Source organism: Mesorhizobium sp. M1217 (assembly GCF_040318275.1).
Classification (GTDB): Bacteria; Pseudomonadota; Alphaproteobacteria; order Rhizobiales; family Rhizobiaceae; genus Mesorhizobium.
Genome location: NZ_JAMYMA010000005.1, coordinates 353584 through 375814, shown reverse-complemented (window position 1 = coordinate 375814; position 22231 = coordinate 353584). Strand labels below are relative to the sequence as shown.

General features: G+C 60.6%; 18 protein-coding genes and 1 pseudogene. 13 read left to right on the top strand and 6 right to left on the bottom strand.

Going from position 1 to position 22231, the window contains the following annotated elements:
• Window positions 1–252 precede the first annotated feature (252 nt).
• The 4 genes from NKH37_RS11430 to NKH37_RS11415 all read left to right on the top strand — a co-directional run bounded on the left by NKH37_RS11430 (window position 253) and on the right by NKH37_RS11415 (window position 5068).
• Window positions 253–1557: a M24 family metallopeptidase gene (locus tag NKH37_RS11430; RefSeq protein WP_352640399.1), complete on the top strand. Its 1305-nt coding sequence runs from the start codon at window positions 253–255 to the stop codon at window positions 1555–1557.
• A 20-nt stretch (window positions 1558–1577) separates the two neighbouring features.
• Window positions 1578–2255 carry an isochorismatase family protein gene (locus tag NKH37_RS11425; protein ID WP_352481348.1) on the top strand — a complete coding sequence of 226 codons (678 nt, stop codon included), beginning with the start codon at window positions 1578–1580 and terminating at the stop codon, window positions 2253–2255.
• A gap of 16 nt (window positions 2256–2271) precedes the next feature.
• On the top strand, window positions 2272–3279 hold the full coding sequence (locus tag NKH37_RS11420; RefSeq protein ID WP_352918729.1) for an alpha/beta hydrolase: 1008 nt from the start codon (window positions 2272–2274) through the stop codon (window positions 3277–3279).
• A gap of 148 nt (window positions 3280–3427) precedes the next feature.
• Window positions 3428–5068 carry an ABC transporter substrate-binding protein gene (locus NKH37_RS11415; protein ID WP_023718789.1) on the top strand — a complete coding sequence of 547 codons (1641 nt, stop codon included), beginning with the start codon at window positions 3428–3430 and terminating at the stop codon, window positions 5066–5068.
• Between the two features lie 27 nt (window positions 5069–5095).
• On the opposite strand, the gene NKH37_RS11410 is transcribed toward NKH37_RS11415, so the two are convergent.
• Together NKH37_RS11410 and NKH37_RS11405 are read right to left on the bottom strand one after the other, a co-directional pair.
• A complete protein-coding gene (locus NKH37_RS11410) occupies window positions 5096–6583 on the bottom strand; it encodes a pyridoxal phosphate-dependent decarboxylase family protein (RefSeq protein WP_352481350.1) in 1488 nt (495 codons plus the stop codon).
• A 25-nt stretch (window positions 6584–6608) separates the two neighbouring features.
• The gene (locus NKH37_RS11405; RefSeq protein WP_352918727.1) at window positions 6609–7694 is read right to left on the bottom strand and encodes a PLP-dependent cysteine synthase family protein; all 1086 of its coding nucleotides are present in this window, start codon (window positions 7692–7694) and stop codon (window positions 6609–6611) included.
• Between the two features lie 222 nt (window positions 7695–7916).
• Between NKH37_RS11405 and NKH37_RS11400 the strand changes: the two genes are divergently transcribed.
• Complete coding sequence (locus tag NKH37_RS11400; protein ID WP_353006056.1) at window positions 7917–9950, top strand: transcriptional regulator; 2034 nt, start codon at window positions 7917–7919, stop codon at window positions 9948–9950.
• Between the two features lie 125 nt (window positions 9951–10075).
• On the opposite strand, the gene NKH37_RS11395 is transcribed toward NKH37_RS11400, so the two are convergent.
• From NKH37_RS11395 to NKH37_RS11385, 3 genes and pseudogenes are all read right to left on the bottom strand, one after another.
• Complete coding sequence (locus NKH37_RS11395; protein ID WP_031212349.1) at window positions 10076–10294, bottom strand: hypothetical protein; 219 nt, start codon at window positions 10292–10294, stop codon at window positions 10076–10078.
• A 135-nt stretch (window positions 10295–10429) separates the two neighbouring features.
• Window positions 10430–11106, bottom strand: a pseudogene (locus NKH37_RS11390) (L,D-transpeptidase).
• 11 nt (window positions 11107–11117) lie between these two features.
• Window positions 11118–12089, bottom strand: a complete 972-nt coding sequence (locus NKH37_RS11385; protein ID WP_352918723.1) for an ABC transporter substrate-binding protein — start codon at window positions 12087–12089, stop codon at window positions 11118–11120.
• A 905-nt stretch (window positions 12090–12994) separates the two neighbouring features.
• Between NKH37_RS11385 and NKH37_RS11380 the strand changes: the two genes are divergently transcribed.
• From NKH37_RS11380 to NKH37_RS11345, 8 genes are all read left to right on the top strand, one after another.
• Entirely contained in the window at window positions 12995–13384 is a 390-nt protein-coding gene (locus NKH37_RS11380; RefSeq protein ID WP_352717243.1) for a hypothetical protein, read from the top strand.
• A gap of 34 nt (window positions 13385–13418) precedes the next feature.
• Window positions 13419–13853, top strand: coding sequence for a hypothetical protein (locus NKH37_RS11375; RefSeq protein ID WP_352640392.1), 435 nt, complete (start codon window positions 13419–13421; stop codon window positions 13851–13853).
• Between the two features lie 119 nt (window positions 13854–13972).
• Complete coding sequence (locus NKH37_RS11370; RefSeq protein WP_352918718.1) at window positions 13973–14968, top strand: PDZ domain-containing protein; 996 nt, start codon at window positions 13973–13975, stop codon at window positions 14966–14968.
• Window positions 14969–15007: 39 nt separating this feature from the next.
• Complete coding sequence (locus tag NKH37_RS11365) at window positions 15008–17332, top strand: lysozyme inhibitor LprI family protein (protein WP_353006057.1); 2325 nt, start codon at window positions 15008–15010, stop codon at window positions 17330–17332.
• 16 nt (window positions 17333–17348) lie between these two features.
• Entirely contained in the window at window positions 17349–17765 is a 417-nt protein-coding gene (locus tag NKH37_RS11360) for a lysozyme inhibitor LprI family protein (RefSeq protein WP_352717238.1), read from the top strand.
• A gap of 15 nt (window positions 17766–17780) precedes the next feature.
• Window positions 17781–19658, top strand: coding sequence for a M60 family metallopeptidase (locus tag NKH37_RS11355; protein ID WP_352640388.1), 1878 nt, complete (start codon window positions 17781–17783; stop codon window positions 19656–19658).
• An 87-nt stretch (window positions 19659–19745) separates the two neighbouring features.
• Complete coding sequence (locus NKH37_RS11350) at window positions 19746–20246, top strand: hypothetical protein (protein WP_353041039.1); 501 nt, start codon at window positions 19746–19748, stop codon at window positions 20244–20246.
• Between the two features lie 88 nt (window positions 20247–20334).
• The gene (locus NKH37_RS11345) at window positions 20335–20706 is read left to right on the top strand and encodes a DUF4087 domain-containing protein (protein WP_352640386.1); all 372 of its coding nucleotides are present in this window, start codon (window positions 20335–20337) and stop codon (window positions 20704–20706) included.
• 263 nt (window positions 20707–20969) lie between these two features.
• Here the strand turns inward: NKH37_RS11345 and NKH37_RS11340 are convergent, their stop codons facing one another.
• The gene (locus NKH37_RS11340; RefSeq protein WP_353041037.1) at window positions 20970–22181 is read right to left on the bottom strand and encodes an AlbA family DNA-binding domain-containing protein; all 1212 of its coding nucleotides are present in this window, start codon (window positions 22179–22181) and stop codon (window positions 20970–20972) included.
• Window positions 22182–22231: the final 50 nt, after the last annotated feature.

Here is a 22231-nt window from a genome sequence, read left to right as displayed (position 1 = left end):
TCTGGCCTGCCGGCCATCTCCCCCTCAAGGGGGGAGATCAGCAGCTTTGGTCCCGCCGCATATCCTGCTGCGTTGGTCATAGGCGAAGGCTGACGCGACATCCAATCTCCCCCCTTGCGGGGGAGATGGCCGGCAGGCCAGAGGGGGGTGCTGTCCCGCCAGCCTGTCTACGGCATCCAGCACAACATTTGCGGTTTTCCGCACAACGCCCGCACGTCCTTTGCTCCATGGTCTCGCTTCCAGGAGGCACCCATGAGCATCGTCGTTTTCGACCCCGACAGCACCGAGGACGTTGACTTCAAGGACCGCATGCGGCATCCGGCTGCGGCCGATCCGGCCGGCGGCATGTGGTTGTCGGATACCGAGCCGTCCTTCATCGATGCCGACGCGCTGCGCAAGGGGCGACTGGCCAAGCTGCGCGCGTGGATGCGCGAGGCCGGCTATGGCGGCGTCGTGCTGTTCGACCCCTACAACCAGCGCTACGCCACCGGCTCGCGCAACATGTTCGGCTATTTCCTGCGCAACTCGACGCGCTACTTCTTCATCCCGACCGAAGGGCCGATCGTGCTGTTCGAATATCCGCAGAGCTACCATGTCTCGATGGTGCTCGACACGATCGACGAGGCGCGTCCTTCCAAGCTGGTCTGGTCTTCGGTGTCGGGCCGTGATGACGAAACCGCCGGTCCGTTCGCCGATGAGATCGCCGAATTGCTCAAGGCGCATGGCGGCGGCTCGATGAAGCTCGGGCTCGACCGCTGCAGCCATCTGCAGGCACTGGCGTTGGAAAAGCGCGGCTGCGACGTCCGCGATTGCCAGGGCGAGATTTTGGCGGTGCGCGCGGTCAAGACGCCAGAGGAAGTAAAATGCCTGCAGGTGTCGATGGCTGGCGCCGAGGCTGCGGTCTATGCGGTGCGCGAGGCGATCAAGCCCGGCGTATCCGAAAACGAGCTGTTCGCCATCATGTATGGCGAGGTGATCCGCCAGGGCGGCGAATTCATCGAAACCCGTTTGCTGACCTCGGGCCAGCGCACCAACCCATGGTTCAATGAGGCGAGCGGCCGCAAGATCAGGCCGGGCGAACTTCTGGCGCTCGATACCGACACGATCGGCTGCTACGGCTATTATTCGGACTTTTCGCGCACCTTCCGCTGCGGCCCGGGCAAGCCGACCGATTATCAGAGATCGCTCTACCGCATGGCGCACGATCAGGTTCAGCACAACATCGGGGTCGTCAAGCCGGGCATGGCGTTTCGCGAGATTGCCGAAAAGGCCTGGAAGATCCCGGACCGCTTCGTCGACCAGCGCTATACCTCGGTCATGCACGGCGTCGGCATGCATGGCGAGACGCCGTTCATCGCGCATGCCATGGATTACGAGACCTATGGCCGCGACGGTGTCATCGTGCCCGGCATGGTGGTCAGCGTCGAAAGCTATATCGGCGAAAAGGGCGGCCGCGAGGGCGTCAAGCTGGAGGACGAGATCCTGATCACCGAGACCGGCACCGAACTCCTGTCGCGCTTTCCCTATGAGGACGATTTCCTTGACAGGCACGTTTGAGTGCTGACAGGCAGTTTCGCATGAAAAGCCCGATCTCGATCAAGCGCGGCAAGGCGGCGGCGGTGTTCATCGATCTCCAGGAGGAGCATCGGCGGGACAAGCGCTATCTGGTCGAAGGCTATGGCGACATTCTCGCCAACGTCCAGCGGCTGCAGCAGGCGGCTCGGGCCAACAATGTGCCCCTGTACCACTGGGCCTATATCGTCGATCTCGCCACGGCACGGCCGTTCCACCCGGTCGAGGCCAACGGCAAGTCGGCGTTTTCCGACAAGGACGATCCACTGACGGCGATCTGTCCGGAAGTGGGCCCGGCGACAGGCGAGACGATGCTGGTCAAGACCGATGCCAGCGCCTTCCGCGCGGGGCCTGCCGCCGAGCGGCTGAAGGCCGATGGCGTCGAGTGGCTGGTCGTTGCCGGCGTCTGGACCGAGGCCTGCATCGATGCCACCGTAAAGGACGCGGTGGCGCTCGGGTTTCGCGTGCTGCTGGTCAAGGATGCCTGCGGCAGCGGCAGCACGGCGATGCATCAGACGGCCATTCTCAATCTCGCCAACCGGCTCTATGGCGGCGCCGTCACCACCACCGACGGCGCCTGTCGGCTGCTGGCCGGCGAGACGGTCGAAGCCTGGCAGGTCGAGGGCTCGGTGCCATTGCGCTTCAGCTACGAAAACGCCGCCCGCCTCTACGCCGAGCTCTGAGCGGGACCGCGCCGCGATGATCACCGAGGCCGATCGACCAGAAACGACAGAGCGCGGAAAATACCAAACGCTGCTCGATCCGGAGCTGTGGGCCTATATCGACCGGGTCAATGAGTCGTATCCGCCCGAGATCGTCTACATGCCGATCGACAGGCAGCGGGCGGTCTATGACGCCATGTGCCGGGCGTTCCGCGAGCCCTATCCGTCCGGTGTCAAGGCCAGCGACAGCGCGGTTCCTGCCATTGACCATGCGATCCCGGTCCGGCGTTACCAGATGGCGGGCACGGCGCCACAAGCGATGGTCGTCTATTATCACGGCGGCGGCTTCGTCCTTGGCGGGCTCGACAGCCATGACGACATCTGCGCCGAGATTTGCGCCGGCACTGGCTTTCCCGTTCTGTCCGCAGACTACCGGCTGGCGCCCGAGCATCTGCATCCGGCGGCCTTCGAGGATGCGCTGGCCGTATTCGAATGGGCTGCGGCGACGACCGGCCTGCCGATCGTGCTCTGCGGCGAAAGCGCCGGAGGCAACCTGGCTGCCGCAGTGGCGCAGGCGACACGCCGCCATCCTCGCCATGCGATCGGCCAGGTGCTGATTTATCCCGAGCTCGGCGGTGACGAGCTAGACGGCCCCGAGCTGGACGGCAAAGCGCGCGCCGGCTCCTATGTCGAGCACGCAGAGGCGCCACTGCTGACATTGCGCGACGTCGAATTCTATCGGCATATCCGGGCAGGGAAGGGGCAGTCGCCGGAAGACCCGACATTTTCGCCGCTCGGCGATACGGACTTCTCTGGCCTGCCGCCGACCGTCGTCATCACTGCCGAATGCGACCCGCTGTCGGCTGACGGCAAGGCCTATCGCGATCGCATCCTTGCCGCCGGCGGCAAGGCATGGTGGCGCGAAGAGCCGCGGCTGGTGCACAGCTTCCTGCGCGCCCGCAAAACCGTACCGCGCGCCGGCCAGGCGTTTGAGCGCATAATCGCGGCAATAGCCGCGCTGGGCGGAGGTGATTGGCCTGAGTGACGCGGACCGTCCTCCAATCTCCACTGTCGCGGAACAGCGCACAACAACTGCGGAAACCCGAACACTGCTTCGGTCAGGCCAGCCCTATCATCACGCCACGTAAGGAGCCCGCATCCGCGATGCGCCGGCCCGACAGGGAGGATTTACGATGAAGTTCATGCTGACCGACCGGAAATTGCATCCGCAGGCGGAGCCCGTCGCCGATGGCTTCAAGAAAGGCCAGATGAACCGGCGCGAATATCTCGCCACCATGGCTGCGCTCGGCGTCAGCGCTGCCGGCGCGCTGGCGCTGGGCGGGCTTGCGCCGTCACCGGCCAGGGCCGAGGAACCGAAGCGCGGCGGCATCTTGCGTGTCGCCATGAACGTCAAGGGCTGGAAGGATCCGCGCACTTTCGACGGCGTCGAGATGTCCAACGTCGCCCGCCAGTGCAACGAATATCTGGTGCGCTGGAAGCGCGACTTCACCTTCGAGCCATGGCTGCTCGAGAGCTGGGAAACCAGCGACGACGCCCGCGTGCTGACGCTGCATGTCCGCAAGGGCATCACTTGGTCGAACGGCGACACCTTCAACGCCGACGACGTGATCCACAATCTGACGCGCTGGTGCGATGCGTCCGTCGCCGGCAATTCGGTCGCCGCGCGCATGGGCGCACTGGTCAACGCCGATACCAAGAAGGCCGTCGACGGCGGCATCGAGCGCGTCGACGATTTCATCGTCCGGCTCAATCTGCCCAAGCCCGACATTTCGCTGATCGCCGGCATGGCCGACTATCCGGCGCTGATCATGCACCGCAGCTATGAAGGCGACGGCGATCCGCTGAAGGCATTGGCGATCACTACCGGGCCTTGCGAACTCGTCGCATGGGACGCCGAGGTCGGCGCCGAAGTCCGCCGTAAGGACAAGCCATGGTGGAAGGGCGACTTCTACCTCGACGGCATCAAATGGGTCGACTACGGCTCCGATCCCAACGCCATGCTGTCGGCCTTCGAATCGGGCGAGATCGACACCGACCATGAAACCGCCTCCGACACGGTTGCGCAGACCGACTCCATGGGCCTGAGCAATTCGGAAATCGCCACCGGCTCGACCATCGTCGCGCGTTTCAACATCGGCAATCCGCCCTATGACGACATCAAGGTGCGCCGCGCCGCCCAGCTCGCGGTCGACAACGCCGCCGTGCTGAAGATCGGCATGGACAATCGCGGTAAGCCTGCCGAGAACCATCACGTCGGGCCGATGCATCCCGAATATGCCGATATCGGCCCGGCCGTCCGCAACACCGATCAAGCCAAGGCCCTGCTCGCCGAGGCCGGCAAGGCCGACCACGAATATGAACTCATCTCGGTCGACGTCGACTGGCAGAAGAGCACCGGCGACGCCATCGCCGCGCAGATGCGCGAGGCCGGGCTGAAGATCAAGCGCACTGTGCTGCCGGCCGCGACGTTCTGGAACGATTGGAGCAAATATCCCTTCTCCTGCACGGAATGGCTCGGCCGGCCGCTCGGCGTCCAGGTGCTGGCGCTCGCTTATAAGTCTGGCGCCGCGTGGAACGAGAGCGCCTATGCCAATCCGGAGTTCGACACTCTGCTCGACAAGGCCCTAGCGATGCCTGATCCCGGCGCCCGCAAGGAGCTCATGGCCAAGATCGAACAGAATCTGCGCGATTCCGGCGTTATCATCCAGCCCTACTGGCGCTCGGTTTACCGCACCTACCGCAAGGGCGTCCATGGCTGCGAGCAGCACCAGTCGCTCGAGCAGCATTTCGAGAAGGTCTGGCTCGATGCCTAGTCTCGCCGCTCGAAAGAAAGGCCGGCGTTAGCCCGTCGCGCCCGTCGCTGAAATCTCCTGCCCGAGCCGCACCGTTTCCCGGATCAGCAGGTCAAGATCGTCGCGACGGGTGCGGTGGTTGTTGATCGCCACCCTGAGGCAATGCTGGCCATGCACTGTCGTGTCGGAAATGGCGGCGATGCCTTCTTCCTGCAGCCTCAGCATGATCTCGGTGTTGAGCGCCTTCTGCCTCTCTCCCGTCTGCCCGTCGCCGCGGTGGCGAAAACAAACGATGTTAATGTTCACCGGTGCCACCAGTTCGAGAGCCGGTTCCGCCTCGATCAGCGCGCTGAGATGATGTCCCTGCGCAATGTTCTGATCGATCAGCCGGCCGAACTTTTCGATGCCGTGCTCTCTCAGCGCCATCCACACCTTCAGCGCGCGGAAACCGCGTGACGTCTGCAAGCCGAAATCGTGCAGCCAGTGGCCGGAGGCGAGTCCGCGCGGGGTCGATTCCAGATATTCCGGCGTCACCGCGAACGTGCCGCGATGCGCGGAGGCATCCCTGATCAGCGCGCAGCCGACCTCGAATGGCGCGTGCAGCCATTTGTGCGGATCGAGCGCGATTGAGTGGGCGCGTTCAATGCCGGCAACGCGATGCGAATTGTCCGGCGCAATCGCAAGCAGGGCGCCGATGCACCCGTCGACATGGAACCACAGATCCTCTTGTGACGCCAGGTCTGCCAGCGCTTGCAGATCGTCGATCGCGCCGGTGTTCACCGTGCCGGCCGTGCCGATCACGCAGGCCGGCTTGAAGCCCGCGTTACGGTCCTCGACAATCGCCGCCCGCAACGCAGCGATGTCGATGCGCAGCCCCGCATCGCTCGGGATGCGACGCAGTGCCCGGTTGCCGAGGCCGAGCGCCTCCATCGCCTTGCGATGGCAGGAGTGAAGCTGGTCGGAGCCATAGAAACGCAGTGGCTTGTCGATGCCGGCAACCCCGTGCTCGCGTATGTCGATGCCCGCCTTGGCGTTGCGCGCCACGGTCAGCCCGATGATGTTGGCCATCGAGCCGCCGCTGACCAGCGTGCCGCTGGCCGATTGCGGAAAGCCCATCATTTCCTTGCACCAGTCGACGACCTGGTTGTCCATCAACGCGGCGGCATGGTTGCCGCCGCCGAGATTGGAGCCCTGGATCGCCGCCAGGAAATCGCCGAGCGCGCCGGTGAAATTGCTAGAGCCCATATACCAGGACCAGAAGCGCGGATGGATGTTGCCCATCGGATAGGGCATCAGCTTCCCTGTGACGTCGCCGTAGATTTCGGCCAGCGGAGCCGGCGAACGCGGCAGCGGCGCCGTGAAGAAAGTCCTCACATCAACCGGCATCTCCTGCCACACCGGACGCTCTCTGACATCGCGCAGGTAAGCGACGGCATCGTCGACGATCCGATGCGACAGGACCTGCACGTCGGCCCAGTTCGAGGGGTCAAGCGTTTCCTCGGTGGCCGTGATGGCCAATCCAGGCCTCGTGTCCATACAGGCCGCTCCCGATGTGCCGCCGTCACGCCGGAAACTGGCAGCCGGGCGTCGACTGCGAAAGCGCAGTCTCCTCGGCGTCCATCTCGGCTTCGATGCCGTCGAACAGCGGTGTCGTCATGTAGCGTTCGCCAGTATCGGGCAGCATGCACAGGATCACCGAGCCGGGCGCCGCCTTTTCCGCGATCTGCCGCGCCACAGCGAAGGTCGCTCCGCCGGAGATGCCGGTGAAAATCCCTTCCTTCTGCGCCAGCGCCTTGGCCCATTTCATGCCCTCGGGCCCGGCAATCGGCACCACCTCGTCATAGAGGCTGGCGTCGATCGCCTCTTGCAGCACGTCCGGAATGAAGTCGGGCGTCCAGCCCTGGATCGGATGCGGCTCGAAGGCCGGATGGCTGGCGGCAGGCGCGCCACCGGCGCCGCGCTGCTGCGGCTTGCCGCTGCCGATCAGCTGCGCGTTGGCCGGTTCGGCGAGCACGATCCGGGTCTCCGGACGCTCCTGCCGCAGCACGCGCCCGACGCCGACGACGGTGCCGCCCGTGCCATAGCCGGTGACGAAGCAGTCGAGCCGCGAGCCGGCGAAATCGTTGATGATCTCGCGCGCCGTCGTCGCCTCGTGAATGGCGGCGTTGGCCTTGGTTTCGAACTGGCGGGCCAAAAACCAGCCATTGGCTTCGGCCAGCTCCACCGCCTTCTTGTACATGCCAAAACCCTTCTGGGCGCGTGGCGTCAGCACCACCTTGGCGCCCAGCATGCGCATCAGCTTGCGGCGTTCGATGGAAAAACTGTCGGCCATCGTCACCACCAGCGGATAACCCTTCTGGGCGCAGACCATGGCAAGGCCGATTCCGGTGTTGCCGCTGGTCGCCTCGACTACGGTCTGGCCCGGCTTCAGGGCGCCGCTGCGCTCGCCTTCCTCGATGATGTTGAGCGCCAGCCGGTCCTTCACCGAGGCGGCGGGATTGAAGAACTCGGCCTTCACATAGATCGTCGCATGATCCGGCCCGAGATTGTTGATGCGGATCACCGGCGTATCGCCGACCGTGTCGAGAATGCTGTCGAACAGGCGGCCGCGCCCGGCCGTGGTTCTGATTTTCTGTTGATGCAACATGTCGATCTCCTCGCTTCCTCGTTGTCTCTTGTCGTCACGGGCCGGTTACAGACCGGTGGCTTGGGCGGCGAGGTTTCGAGACCTTGCCGCGCTACATTTGCCTCCCGGCAATGTGGCCATGGCGGCATCCGGCGCGGAAATTCGCCGCCGGATGCACCGTGTCGCGTTTGGTGATAAAACAAAGGCCGACTGGCCAGCGTGGGAGCAGGCGTGGAAACGCACGTGGAATCCACCCGATCGAGCCTCGACGGCGAGGTGACCGGCCTTTCCGTGCGCCTGCTCGGCCCGCTGACCATCGCACGCAATGGTACCATCATCGCGCTTCCGAAGTCGCGCAAGCTGCGCGCGCTGTTCGCCTATCTGGCGCTGGCGCCGCATCCTGTCGGGCGCAGCCGCCTCTGCGAGCTTTTGTGGGATGTGCCGAACGACCCGCGCGGCGAGCTTCGCTGGTGTCTCAGCAAGCTTAGAGGCATGCTCGATGAACCCGATCGGCCCCGGATTGAGACGCAAGGTGACACGGTTGCGGTCGACCTGAACGGTGTATCCGTGGATGCCGTGGAGATTGCCTCCGCCGCGACGAAGGGAATAGAGACGCTCGAGCTCGAACGCCTGCTGGCGCTTTCCCGGCTGTTCCCCGGCGATTTCCTCGACGGGCTGGAGATCGACCGCAGCCCGCATTTCAACAGCTGGTTGACCGCTCAGCGCCGCCGCTTCAGCTCATGCCACGCGGCGGTGCTGCAACAGCTTGTCGAGCGTCTCCCCAGCGATTCCGATGACGTGTCCGCGCACCTCGAAAAATGGCTGGAGCTCGCTCCGTTCGACGGCCGTGTGCATCTGGCCTTGCTGACGAGGCTCGCCCAGCGCGGCCAGTTCGGCGCGGCCGAGGAGCATATTGCGGCCGCCGCACGGCACTTCCAGTCCGAAGATCTGGATTTCGGACCCGTTCGCGACGCATGGCGGACAATCCGCTGTCAGCACGGCGCGTCATCATGGGTGCAGCCGGCCGTTCCGCTCTCGGTACCTCCTATCATGCTTGCCGATCCCAACGCCGGAACGTCGCGCAAGGCTTCGCTTGCGGTGATGCCGTTTATTGAACAGGCCGGCATCGGCGGCGTTCCTGGTGGCCCTCGCGGAGGGATTGCCGACGGCCTGACCCACGACATCATCACCCGCCTGGCCAAGCTCAGGGATTTCTTCGTCATCGCGCGCGGCTCGGTGTTTGCCTTGGCGGAGAAAAACATCGCGCCCGAAGATGCCGGGCGGCGGCTCAACGTCGACTATGTCGCCACGGGCATGGTGCGCTGCCAGGTGGGCCGCGTCACCGTTGCGGTCGAGCTGGTCGAAGTGCGCACCGCCAGGATAGTCTGGGCCGAGACGTTCGAGCGCAAGCCGGACGACATCTTTGCCGTGCTCGATGATATCGGCAACAGCATCGTCTCGTCGATCTCGGCCGAGATCGAGACGGTCGAGCGCAACCGCGCCATGCTGAAGGCGCCCAATTCGCTGAACGCCTGGGAGGCCTATCACCGCGGCCTGTGGCACATGTACCGCTTCACCCGCGCGGAAAACGAGCAGGCCCGGCATTTCTTCGACCTGGCCTTGAAGCTCGATCCTACCTTCGCCCGCGCTTATGCCGGGCTCTCCTTCACTCATTGGCAAAATGCCTTCCAGCGCTGGGGCGACCGCGATCAGGAGAGCGCCATGGCCTTCGAGGCAGCCGGCCAGAGCCTTCTCGTCGACGATCACAATCCGGCCGCGCATTGGGCCATGGGGCGGGCGCTGTGGCTGCGCGGCGAGCAGGACGGCTCCCTCATCGAGCTGGAACGCGCCGTCGACCTCAGCCCTAATTTCGCGCTTGGCCACTATGCCCTGTCTTTCGTCCACTCGCAGTCCGGCGACCCGAAGGCCGCGATCGGCTCATCCGACCATTCCAGGCATCTGAGCCCCTTCGATCCGCTGCTGTTCGGCATGCTGGGCGCCAGGGCGATGTCGCATGTCCGGCTCGGCCAGTTTGACGAAGCCGCCGAATGGGCGCTGAAAGCAGCCGCGCGTCCCAACGCCCATGCCATCATCCTGGCAATCGCCGCGCATTGCCTTGCGCTGGCGGGACGGCTGGACGAGGCTCAAGGTTTCGCCGCCGCGTTGCGCAAGACGCTGCCGAACTACTGCGCCGATGATTTCATCGGCACCTTCCGCTTCGAGCCGGACGCCGAGGCGCTGTTCCGGCAAGGCGCCAAGCGGATCGGGCTGAGGTGAAGCAGGCGCGGTTAGCCCGGGTTCTCTAAACCGCTCATCGCGGCTGGCCGCCCCCAACATCGTCATGTCCGCAGCCCAAGGCGCCAATGGTCAGATCGGTCGCAAAATTCGTCGACCGGAGCGGATCAGACGGGCTCAACGGATTTGACATTGCCGTCGGTATCCACGAGGCAGCTTGTCTTCTTGCCGCTGGCATCGAGTTCGACCTGATAGGTCTTGGAATCGAGCTTGCTTGATGAAACCGGAAGTATCTTGGTGCTGTCGACGCCGCTGGCCTTGGCGACCGCATTGGCGCAAAGCAGCTGAAGGTCCGCCGGCGCCGTTTCGACCTTGGTCCTGGACATCTGGTCCTGCGGCGGCGGCGATGGCGCGCTGACGCAAGCGCCAAGGGCTCCAGCCAGCAATCCAATTGCTGTCGCCCGAATCGAAGTTCTCACTGCATTTTTTGCCGACATTGCTTGTCCCTCTCCGAATGCCGCTCACACACCTTTGTAAAGTGCCGCCCCCTGCATGAGGACGATGACCTTGGCCCCAACCTTGACGCGCGATGCAAGATCGACGATGTCGTCGTTCCTCATCCGGATACATCCCGACGACACGTCGAGCCCGATCGTCCAGGGCTCCGGGTGCCGTGTATCCGGTAGATCGTGTCCTGGTCGCGCTCATAGAGGTAGAGCGCCCTTGCGCCGAGCGGGTTGTCCGGCCCCCCCTTCATGCCTCCGGCATATTTCACCGCCTTTGGATCGCGAGCGACCATTTCGGCCGGAGGCGTCCAGGTCGGCCACTCCGCCATGCGGCCGACGCGCACGATGCCGGCCCAGCCAAACCCCTCCCGGCCCACGCCGATACCATAGCGCATGGCCTGCTGACCCGGCTGCACAAGGTAGAGAAAGTGCTGGTTGCCATCGATGATGATCGTGCCCGGCACTTCCGCGGTGCGGAACTTGACCATCTGCGGACGAAATGCCTCGGGCACTTCATTATGCGCGGCATAGTATTTGCGCGCCTTGGTGCGATCGTAGTCCACCCATTTGTGGGTTTTCGGGTCAAAAACCTGTGTTCCCGCAGCCACCGCCGCCACGGCGACAAGACCGAACGCTACCGCGACAATTGTTGCAAGGGAGCTCCGCTGGAGAGTGGCGCGCCCCACGGTCATCAGATTTCGGGTCATGGATTTGCCCACCCCTGCACCCGGGCGCCTTGTGCGGCAACCCATTGTTTGGCGTATTCGTAAGGATCCTGACGCTCCACCTGGAGCGCATAACTCATCTTGGTGATTTCCTCGGGCTTCAGCTCGACCCGTTCCAGGAACGCCACCACCTTCGGATATTTTTTGCGCAGCGAGGTGGCGTAGGCGATATGGAAATGGGCGGTATCCCATGACACCGGCGCACTGGACTTCGAGACCCAGAGCGGGTCCTCTGACGGCAGTACGATCTTCCACCTTGCCGGATCGAAGGGCGGCTCGGTAAGCCGGACAATGTCGTGCAGCTCAAAGACGTAGTGCGGCGCGTAGCAGGCAAACACCATTGGATGATCCGTGGCGACCGCGGCATCGACAGCCGCCATTCCGGCATCCTCGGGCGTCTCCAGCAAGGTCATTGTCTTGGCATAGCCATAGCTGTTGGCGCGGACGCGCTCGATAGCGGTTGAGGACCAACCCTCAGCGCCTATCCGGAGTTCGCCACGCCCGTCACCGTCGGTATCCAGCGCGGCGGTTTTCTTCGGGTCGCTGAGATCCGAAACGTCGTGAATTCCAAATTTGTCGGCTGCTTCACGCGTCGCGCATATGCCTTGCCAGGCCGGCACTCCAATGGGGCTGATGGCCACCGTGCCGGCCCCGTCCACATACTTCTTCACTAGATTATCCAGATTGGACAGCCAGATTTCGGGATGAATATCCACCTCACCAGAATTGAGGCCGGCAAAGGCAATAAGCGTCCCCATCTCGCGCACATCGGCATCGAGCCCGAAATTTTCCTTCAGGCTGACCTTGAGGATATTTGCCGTCGCCTGGCCGGACGGCCAGTTCGGCATTGCAATGACGAGATCAGCCGCGTGGACCGGGATGTTTAGCGCCAGCATCGTCAATGCCGCCAGCGATACTTTCCGCAGGCACTGCCGAAATCGGTTGTGCATCTCTTCCCCCTCGCTTCGGTACTGAAATGAACCGGGACGGGAACAATCTGTCGCGGCAAGCACCGGATTGTGACACCAGCCCCATGTCTGACGGGCAACTGCTGAAGGTGCGGCAGTGCGTTCGCCAAAGAGAGCGCCTTCACGTGCCGCCCCTGCACGCTACCCGATGACAATCCGACTGGGAAGATGCTCACAACGCGGCCGCGGCGCCCCCACTGCGCCTCTATGCGGCCCGCCGCAGCGTTGAAAAAGTCGAATGATTGAGCGGCGTTTCTTTCGGCCTGCGCAACGGCTTGGCTGGATTCGAAAAAAATACCACAATAGATTCGGATTATAGCGATCATATAAGAAGCGATGCCGTCGCGCCATTTTACAAGGCTGGGCGAGAATTCACAATAACATATGAAACTACTTGCAATAACGCGAGATAAAGAGAATGAAGCTAAAAGCGTATTCCGCAAACTTGCTTCCGATCATATTTCAGCATCTGCTAAGATAGCCGGCGCTGGTTCCGAATTATTAAGCATTTGCAAAATTCATCGCCGCAATATTGTGGTTTTTCCTTGCCGCAGGCCGAATCGGATGCAACTTTTTAGAAGCACAGCCGCGTCAGCGGATCGTTGAAACATGCTTGGGCGGACGGGGCACTAAGCATGGAGAGGAATATTGACATTCTCTAATGCGGCGGCCCCCGCCGGGAGCGTTCCCTCCCACGTAAGAGATTACCGCAACCGTCGGCTAACTCGTCGAATGCATCGTCCACAGCCGGGCTCTCGTTCGATGGCCGGCGAAGCTTTGCCCTCCTCCGATTGGCGCCAGACTTCGCGACAAAAGCGGGGATCGCCGCCTGCGATAGCCTTCCGATGCGGACGATCCGAGCCGCCAGCCAGTCGGAGGAATGAATCATGAAATTCGTAATCTATGCGGCCTTGGCCACTGCTTTGATGGCGATCTCCGGTTGTACCACCGACGACTACGATGGTTGTCGCGGAAAGGGCTGCCTGGTTGATCGGTCCCATAAAGGGAGCCGGAAGATAGACGACCGGCCGCAGTTCGACAGGAACGGCAATCCCAACTTCGATACCAGGGGCCGTTACATCGGCTGCCATGGGCTCGGATGTAAAGTCGACGATCCTGATGACGGGGATCAAAGCATCGACGACAGGCCGCAGTACGACAAGGAAGGCAATCCGAACTTCGATACGCAAGGCAACTACCAAGGCTGCCGCGGCATCGGCTGCGAGGTCGATACACCGGACGATGACAACTCATCGGACGACGACGATTCCGATTAGTGGACCCTCCAATACGAACGAAGAGGATGCCCTCATGTTTGAATCCAACGGTCTTATCCTGCGATGTGCCAAAATCGTGATGATCGGTCTCATGGGGTTGGGAATGACGCTGACCTTCGCTTTCGCCGCGAATGGTGCCTGCGACGGCGTAAAGGTCGATGTGACGAAGGCGCGCAAGCAGGAATATGCCCCCCTCGTTGCCTCGGCGTTGGACAACAAGGTCAAGCCTGCTCGGGTGAAGTTCATCACGATCATGGAGAACGGCAACTGGAGCGCCGCCTACGTCTCCACGCCGGTGAGCGACGACGGCGTGATGTTCTTCCAGACGGTCGACGGAAAAAAGCAATTTCGCGACGTGTGGGGCGGCTATGCCGACCCGTCGGAAAAACCTGAACTGGTATCCTGGGCGAAGAAGCTCGGAGCGCCGCAAGATCTGGCAAAGTGTTTTGCCGAGGAAGTTACGGAATGACGGTGATGATCGCTGGAAATTGCCGCTGACCGTTGGTGCAGGGGGAGAATGATTGGTGAGCGCTCCGGGGCGCCGGGCCTCTGAGATCGGTTCCAATGATCAGCTGCAGGATGTGCAAAATGCAAACTGTTCGAAAGTCCAGACTGATAATGCAGTTCGCCCGTGCATTGGCAACTTCAGTGAAAATGACGGCTGTTGTGAGTGTAGCCGTCCCGCACACGATCAATGTTGCGTATGCCAGCAAATATGATCTGCCGAAACCCTATGTTTCCCGGGCTCTTAACGCGGTTTTGATACCCATCAACCACGCCTCTCGGCACCGCTACCAGATCCCGCCCAAGCTTCGCGGGGTGTATGTCTTGGCCGTTGCACCCCATGGCGTTGCCGCGCGGCAAGGCATCCGGCCGGGTGACGTGCTTGCCACAGTGCGGCATCAACCGATTTCGACGCCGACCGATGTCGACCGACTCGTATGGGCCGCTCTTGCCGTGAGCGCTACCAGTTTTCTGTTTGGCGTGAACCGCGGAACAGAAGTCGCAGATGTCGTCGAGGTCAATACCAACATCACCGTCAACAACTTCAATACCGACATCTCGGTCAACAATATCTCGCAATGGACGAGCGTCGATAACCATGAGGAGTGGACGCAGATCGTCGATCAGTACGACGACGAGATGGAGACAAGCCTCGAAGACACAAGCTATCGCGAAGACGACTCCCTGCCCGGCGACGCCAGTCCAGACGCTAACGCGACTTCTGCCGATGCTGACGACGATTCCAACGATAGCAGCGCAGACACCGATGGCGATACCTCGGACGAGAGCACCGATGACAGTTCCAATGATCAGGACGATTCAAGCGATCAGAATGACGATGAACAGCAGTCGGACGATAGTGATGACGACAACACCGACGACGATAGCTCGGATGACAATACCGACAACAATAGTTCCGATGACCAGGACAATTCTGGCGATCAGAACGACGATGAAGACTCAGCGGGCGGTGACGATGACCAAAACAGCACTGACACCGACGATGACAGCACGGATGGCGATGCGTCGGATGACAGTAGCGACGACAGTAATGGATCGGACGATGACGATTCCAACTAGCGGTCGTCCGGGCCTGCGGTTCTAAACAGAGCACAGTCGATGAAAACCTCGATCCTGACCTCTGCCATGATCTTGGCCACGCCAGCGTCCGTATTTGCCCAGGACAAGTGCTATGACGCCGCCAAGAACCAGGCCACCACGAACGAATGCGCCGACGCTGCATTCAAGGAATCCGACAAGAAGCTGAACGAGCTTTACAAGCAGATCGAAGCCCGCCTGAACGACGATGCGGATACCAAGACGCTTCTTGTTCAAGCACAGCGGGGTTGGGTCAAATTTCGCGACGCGGAGTGCAGTTTCCAGACCGCAGGATCGGTCGAAGGAAGCATGACGCCAATGCTCATCGCGCAGTGCATGGACAGCCTGACGCAATCCCGGGTCAAGGACTTCGAGGGTTACCTGAAGTGCCAGGAAGGCGATCCGAGCTGCCGCGTTCCGGCAGCGAACACATCACCTGCCGTATCCCCTGTGGCCGATGAGAACGGCCGGACCGGCCTTGCCCAGGCTACCGGCCCGATATCCATTCCATTGCAACATGTCAGGGAATACGGACTCGACAGTGATGAAGTCATCTATCACAAACTCGGGATCGTGGTGGGCATCAATGGTGCCAAGCCTCGTTTGTACGAATTCGACACCGGGTCGGATGAGTTCAACGCGGAGATCGATTCGAGTGTCCCCGGCATAAAGCCGGTGCCCGGCAGCAAGCCTGAAATGTACCCGTATGGAGACGGCACCTATGGAGATTGGGTACAACAGGTCCGTTTCGACAGCCTGTCCTATTACGATCCGGATGATCGCTCAAAGCCTGTCGTAACCCTCGATGGCGACTTCGCCGCTGGTCGGGTGGTGGATTACGTCTACACAAAGGGTTTCGGCGACCTCGAGGATGTGAAATTGACGCAAAAGCCCGTGGGCCACCACGGCGATACGCCGGTCTATGCGGATCTTAATGCGCGCAAGAGCATGCAGAACGGCGAACCCGGTGATTCGACGACGTTTTACGGCGTCTTTGGAGCCGCCGATTTTATCTTTGCGGGAGATCAGACCACTGCCCCCGGCAGTCAAACCCAAAGCGGCTATGTGGTCTCTGCCAATGCAAATCTTGGAAAAAAGAAGACCACACCGGGTTGCGGTCCCTGCCTGGCGCTGAATTTGTCCCCCAGTTTGAGATCCCAGTTTACGGCCCTGATGCCTTGGGGCGAACTGGGTTCTCAGCTTTACGAACATTACCAGAAGAGATTCCCGCAAACAGGCGCGAACGCATCCAATGTGAACGAAGGCTCTTACCGTTATACAATTTCTTTTGACTATATGGGAAAGAAACGTTCGGTTGATTTCAATGGGCCCGTGTTGTTGGATACAGGAACGGCGACTTTTGTCTCCATAACCTCAGAGGGTGTTTTAAATAAGCTTCGATCGAGAGGATTTCAACTCAAGGAATATAGTTCTGATATAATGGACTTAAAGTTTTTTGGATTTGACGATAGCTTTAACAACAAGGAATACAGCGATGTCGTTATCGATCGCCAAAGTGATGAGGTTGACGGCAATGGAATTACTATCGGCTTACCCTTCTTTCAGTCCAATTCCGTAATGTATGATCTGGAAAACAAGACGACCGCATATTCACCCTATTTTGTCAGCGCTGGCAACTTTACGACTGACGCGGCTGCCAAGGATCAAGTTCAGCTGAATCGCGCGACCAGCGATGCTGGAAGCAAAGGATGGCTCGGACTGGCCGGCATCGTCTCCGGCACCGGCGACTTCACGATCGAGAAGGACGCGGACGTGCGCATGACCGGGGGCAATACCTACACCGGCACAACCCATGTCGCGGCCGATGGGTACCTTACTCTGGCCGGGCCGGGCAGCGTCGAGCATTCCTCGCGCGTCACGGTCGACGGTGTGCTCAACCTCGACCAGAAAGGAAACCACCTGAAGTCCTGGGGAGTGGCGCACTCCCTGAACGATACGGCCATTCGCAACCTGAACGGAAAAGGCGAGGTCTATCTGGGTGCGGGCAGACTGATCGTGACAGAAGCCAACGGGCAATTTGATGGAACCATAGCGGACTTTGATGACGCCGGCGGCATGAGCGGCGGCCTCGTTGTCGCCGGCGGCAAGCTGACGCTGAGCGGCAAGAACACCTATTCAGGCGTGACGGAAGTCGCGTCAGGGGCGCAGTTGCGCGTGACCGGGTCCTTGACCGGCGACGTTTCCGTCTCGGGACTCCTTGCCGTTGACGGGGAAGTCTCCGGCAAAGTCACGGTCAAGGAAGGCGGCAGGCTAACCGGTTCGGGAAAGGTCGGCAGCGTCACGGTCGCCGAAGGTGGCAAAGCGGATCCAATGAAAACCAGATAATAGGAAAGGGAAATCGATGAAAACCGCAATTCTGACTGCTGCCATGGTTCTGGCCATGCCGACGTTCACCTTTGCCCAGGACAAGTGCTACGCCGCCGCCAAGGATCAGGCCTCGCTGAATGCGTGCGCCGATGCGGCGTTCAAGAAATCCGACAAGAAGCTCAATGAGCTTTACAAGCAGATCGAAGCCCGCCTGAAGGACGATGCGGATACCAGGAAGCTTCTTGTCCAAGCTCAACGGGATTGGGACAAATTTCGCGACGCCGAGTGCAGTTTCCAGACTTCAGGAGCGGCCGGAGGAAGCGTAATGCCGATGCTCACCGCGCAGTGCATGGACAGCCTGGCGCAATCCCGGGTCAAAGCCTTCGAGGGTTACCTGAAATGCGGCAAGCAGGGCGATCCGATGAGTTGTCCCGTTCCGGCCGCGAATTGACACCTCGGTGCCGGGATGAAGACCTTCATCGTATCTGCAGTGCACTTGATAGCTGGGCTGTTGCTGGCGGCAGTTGTTACGGTCGCAAGTGCCGCTGAGATCCCCGAAGGGGACTATTACATCGTCGCGAAGCATTCCTACAAAGCGCTCACCGCCTTTGAAGGCAGGCATGGCGAGATCGTGCTTGGTCAGTCCGCTCGCAAACCCAAGGATGGTCCCGCGCAGCTGTGGACCATCACCAGGGCGACCGGGGAAACGAACGGCGCAACCTATCAGATCCGGTCTCGACGATACGGAACGTATCTTGCTGGGGGCGACGAAGACGAAAACGGGAATACGAGTGTCGTCCTCAAGGACGAGCAGTCCGCTGAGGGGCAGGCATGGCGCTTCAAGCCGCATCTGAACAGCTATGGCATCGAGCTGGATGACAGCGGCACGACGCTCAACGTCAGGGCCGATGAACGTGCGGACGACGCTCAGATCATCGTCTATGACGCCAGCCTGGACGATAACGCCCAGTGGTTGCTTTATCCGGCCGGCAATGGCGACCGACCGGCAGCGGCGTCGGCAGCGGTGTCGGAATTCGACAATCTGAACAAGCGCTATCGCCTCGCTCCGATGCCTGCAGCCACACCCGAGGCCAATAGGCTGAGACGCACGAAGCTGATGGACGATCAGCCAAGCGGTGTGTTCGTGAGAAAGGGAGAGGCAGTATCGGTTACGGCCGAAGGCCTGCCGCCTTCCCCCGACGGCTTGATGATCATGATCGGCCCGATGAACAGCTTCTATGACGAAAGACCCCAGGATGACCCGCAATTGGTCATTGCCAAGGAAGGGCGCACCGACTTCACGGCGAAGCGCGACGGGCTGATCCATTTCCGCTACGCCTACAGCGGCTTCAGTGCGGCTCTGCCTCCGATCGACGTGGCAATCGTGCGCGGCGGCAGTTCGATCCCCCTCTACGTCAAGGGAAAAACAAGCTTCGAAGACTGGCGTAAAATGCTCACCGACATGCCCGGTGCGCCATTCGTCGAGATGATAAGCGAGCGTGTTGCCATTACCGCGACCCGCAAAGTCTATATGAGGGCGCCTCAGGGCGACCCTGCGGAAATTCTCGACACCCTCGAGCAAATTCTAGGCTGGTACGATGCACTATCCGGTCTCGACGGTTCCCCCAAACTTCATCGGGCATCCCGTTTGCGCATGCACTATCAGCAGGACACGGTGACACCGGCGAAGGTCTTCGACGACGGCATATACATGTACGCAGGCAACTATTTTATGGGTGTCCCCGGCAGCAACATGGGTGATTTGCTGGACGTGAATAAGCTGCGGCAAGCGTGGTCGATCTGGCATGAAACCGGCCATATGTACCAGCAGGAGGATTGGACCTGGGGCGAGATCGTAGAAACTACGGTCAATATCTATTCCCTCAATGCCCAGGCACATTTTGGCCATCCGTCCCGCTTGAAAGAGCGCGATGACTCTACCGGCAAGACGCCGCTGGATCTGGCGGCGCGATATCTGGCGCGGAAGACGCGCGATTTCGACAATGAAAAACAAATACGTGCCAGCGCGGATGACGACGATGAGCTTTGGGTGCGGCTGGTCATGTTCGATCAATTGCGCCGGGGTCTCGGCGAGGACTTCTATCCGAAGCTTCACCGATATTACCGCGAGCATCCACTGGACGATGCCAATAAGCAAGATGCGGTCAAGGTACGAACCTTCATCCTGCGTGCCAGTACGGTCGCAAATCAGGACCTGACCCGGTTCTTCTCCGATTGGGGGATGCACATAGAGCAGGAAACCGCCGACAGATTGAAGCGTTTGAATCTGCCTCCAGCAGATCCTCAACTGTCGCGCGTTGGTCTGAATGTTGTTTCACGGTGAAGCCGGCGGCGAGCGCGATGCCGGCGCCAGACACGAAAGGATGCGGGGGTATCGGCATTGCGTGAGGGGCCTTAAAGGAGGTGGATTGTGAAACGCTATAGATCACTGCCCGCAGTGACGATTGCAGCATCTGCGCTGTTGGCATGTGTTGCGTCGGCAACAGCCCATGGCGACCTCGGCTTCGACGTCAACGTCCCGCTGTCCAAAAAGGCAGCCGCCAGGCTCGCGGCTAAAAAGGAAGGGATCGTTGTCCTCGCTTCCTATTACGGTGACCCGAAGCGGAGCGCCGAGAAGCACGCCAACGAAGTCGGCCAGATCGATCTCACGCCGCAGGACGAAGAGGTCGAGATAGCGGGCACAGCGGGCCACGCCCACATCAGCGGCACAAAGGTCGACACGAAGCGTCTCGACTGGCTCGCCGGCCCTCCCGAGGTCAACGTCAACGTTGCATCCGCACGCAAGAGCAGTCCGGACAATCTGCTCAGCTGCGATTTCATCGACGGTCCACTAAGCGATGTCCAAAGGAAGCCTGTGACGCTTCATTGCGGATTGATCGAAGAAAATGTGGACACGAAGTTGAGGCCATAAGGCCTACAAAATCATGCCGCGTCGTTACCTGCGTCAACGCAGATTATCGGCGGCATGACCTGCTTTACTTAAGGAGGTAAAGGTTCTCATGCGCCCATTATTCGCTACCTGTTTCTGCCTGGCCATCATGTCCTTGCCTGCCGCCGCCTACGCCGAGCGCCGTTGTGGCTGGTACTCCAGCCCGACACCCGGCAACCTCGTCCTGACCGACAGTGACGGGGATTGGTGGATGCAGATGCAGGGGCGACCGGATCCCAAAGGCATCGACAATGTGCCGGCCTTTGATGAGCGGCAATTCGTCGAGACCAATGTGCCTGGTTCCGGCCACGGCTACGGATGCGCGTGCATGAACGTCGTAACCAACGCCAAGCAGCAAAAGATCACCAGAGTGATCTCCGGCGAAATCCTTCCGCTGGTGCGCTGCCGCAACGACAGATCGCTGCCTAACCCGGACGGATAATTATTGGATACTTATGGGGTACCATGGGCGACAGAGGACATCCGGCCAAGAAAAAGGCCCGGCAAAACCGGGGCTTTTTCTTGGGGTTCCTGAACCTTATCAAAAGTTCGAAACGGGAATTTGGTGCCCAGAAGAGGACTCGCGCTTTACCGAGCCCTAGGTATTGATTTTATTAGGTTATTTCCTTCCCGATTACCCCCTATGTGTGACAGCCTGTGTGATAGTTGGCAAGTCTTTTTTCTCATTCTGGAAAAGTCCAAGGGTTAGTTTCGCCCGATCCACTCGCCGCGTTCGTTGAAGTTCGCCACGAAAGGGGCAGCACTCGGAAGTCCAACCGCGTTCCATAGTGCATCCAGTGCTGGCGTCACGGCGCTCCGATATGATGCATCGTCGCCGAAGTCGGCAATGATCTGCATAGGCAGGACTAGGTTCGGCCTGTCGATCGGCTGTTGATTTTCCTCATCCCAAAAGTTGCCTATTCCCAGAAACGCGTTCGCCACCTCGATAAGCGATATGGATATTCCGAAGGGCGGTGGTACACCCAATGCCTGCAAAGCGCGCATGTATGACGGCAGTCGGGCATAGATTGGCTCTACAAACGCACGCGTCGGTACTCTTAAGACCTGTTGATTGACCTGTTGTTGATGCAAGGAGATCACTCGTACCTTGGTTGCCTCGATCACGCCATTGCGGAAAACCTGAGTGTAGCCACGCGCCACTTCGGCCGTCCGCACCACCATGAAGCCTTCAAAGTTAATCCGAGAGCGTCCGGTTGCGCCAAGCGGCTGGAGCAGATTCGCAACTTCTCGGGCAGCCGCAACATCGATCTGTGAGCCGCCGCTGAACGCTGCAAAGGGCAAGATGTGAATGATTAGCCGCCCCTCTGTTCCGTCCTCACGTGCAAGCGGAACAATCCCCTCGTTGTCGGCAATCCTTTGGATACGGTTACGAACATACTCACTCATCCGGTCATGCATGGCCGCTCCGTTTGCGAATGTTGCTCGTAGCTCTTCAACGCTGGCTTCATGGGCACCGGCTGACGACCGGAGATAGAAGCGATTGGAGTTCTGATACGAGACGCGATGGGGGGGATTCCAACTTTTGGGAGTTCGAATGACGTAAACGAACCCGCCTGCGGCCATCGGCACAGCGCGCATTCGAATGCCAACGATGCGGGGTTCTATTCCAGTTCTGGCGATCTGCTCCAGCCGTTGAAGCGCGGCATCAGAATCGCCTGCAATCGGCGTTGTTGCGATGGCCGCTCCTTGGTCTTCATCGATACCGATCACAAGATATCCGCCAGCGGAGTTAGCGAAAGACGACAGGTCCTTCAAAAATTCTTTTCGGTCGGCGTCCGAGTTTCCGTACATGTCTCGTTTGAATTCGAGGCTAAGCCCCTCGTGTTGGGCGTCCGCAACAAGTTCCGCAACATCGACTTCGGCAACGTCTTCCAGCACAGGTTGGAATATCGACATAGGCCCTCCAAACTTCCCCGACGCCGTCGCCTCCCGTAGTAGCGGAACTC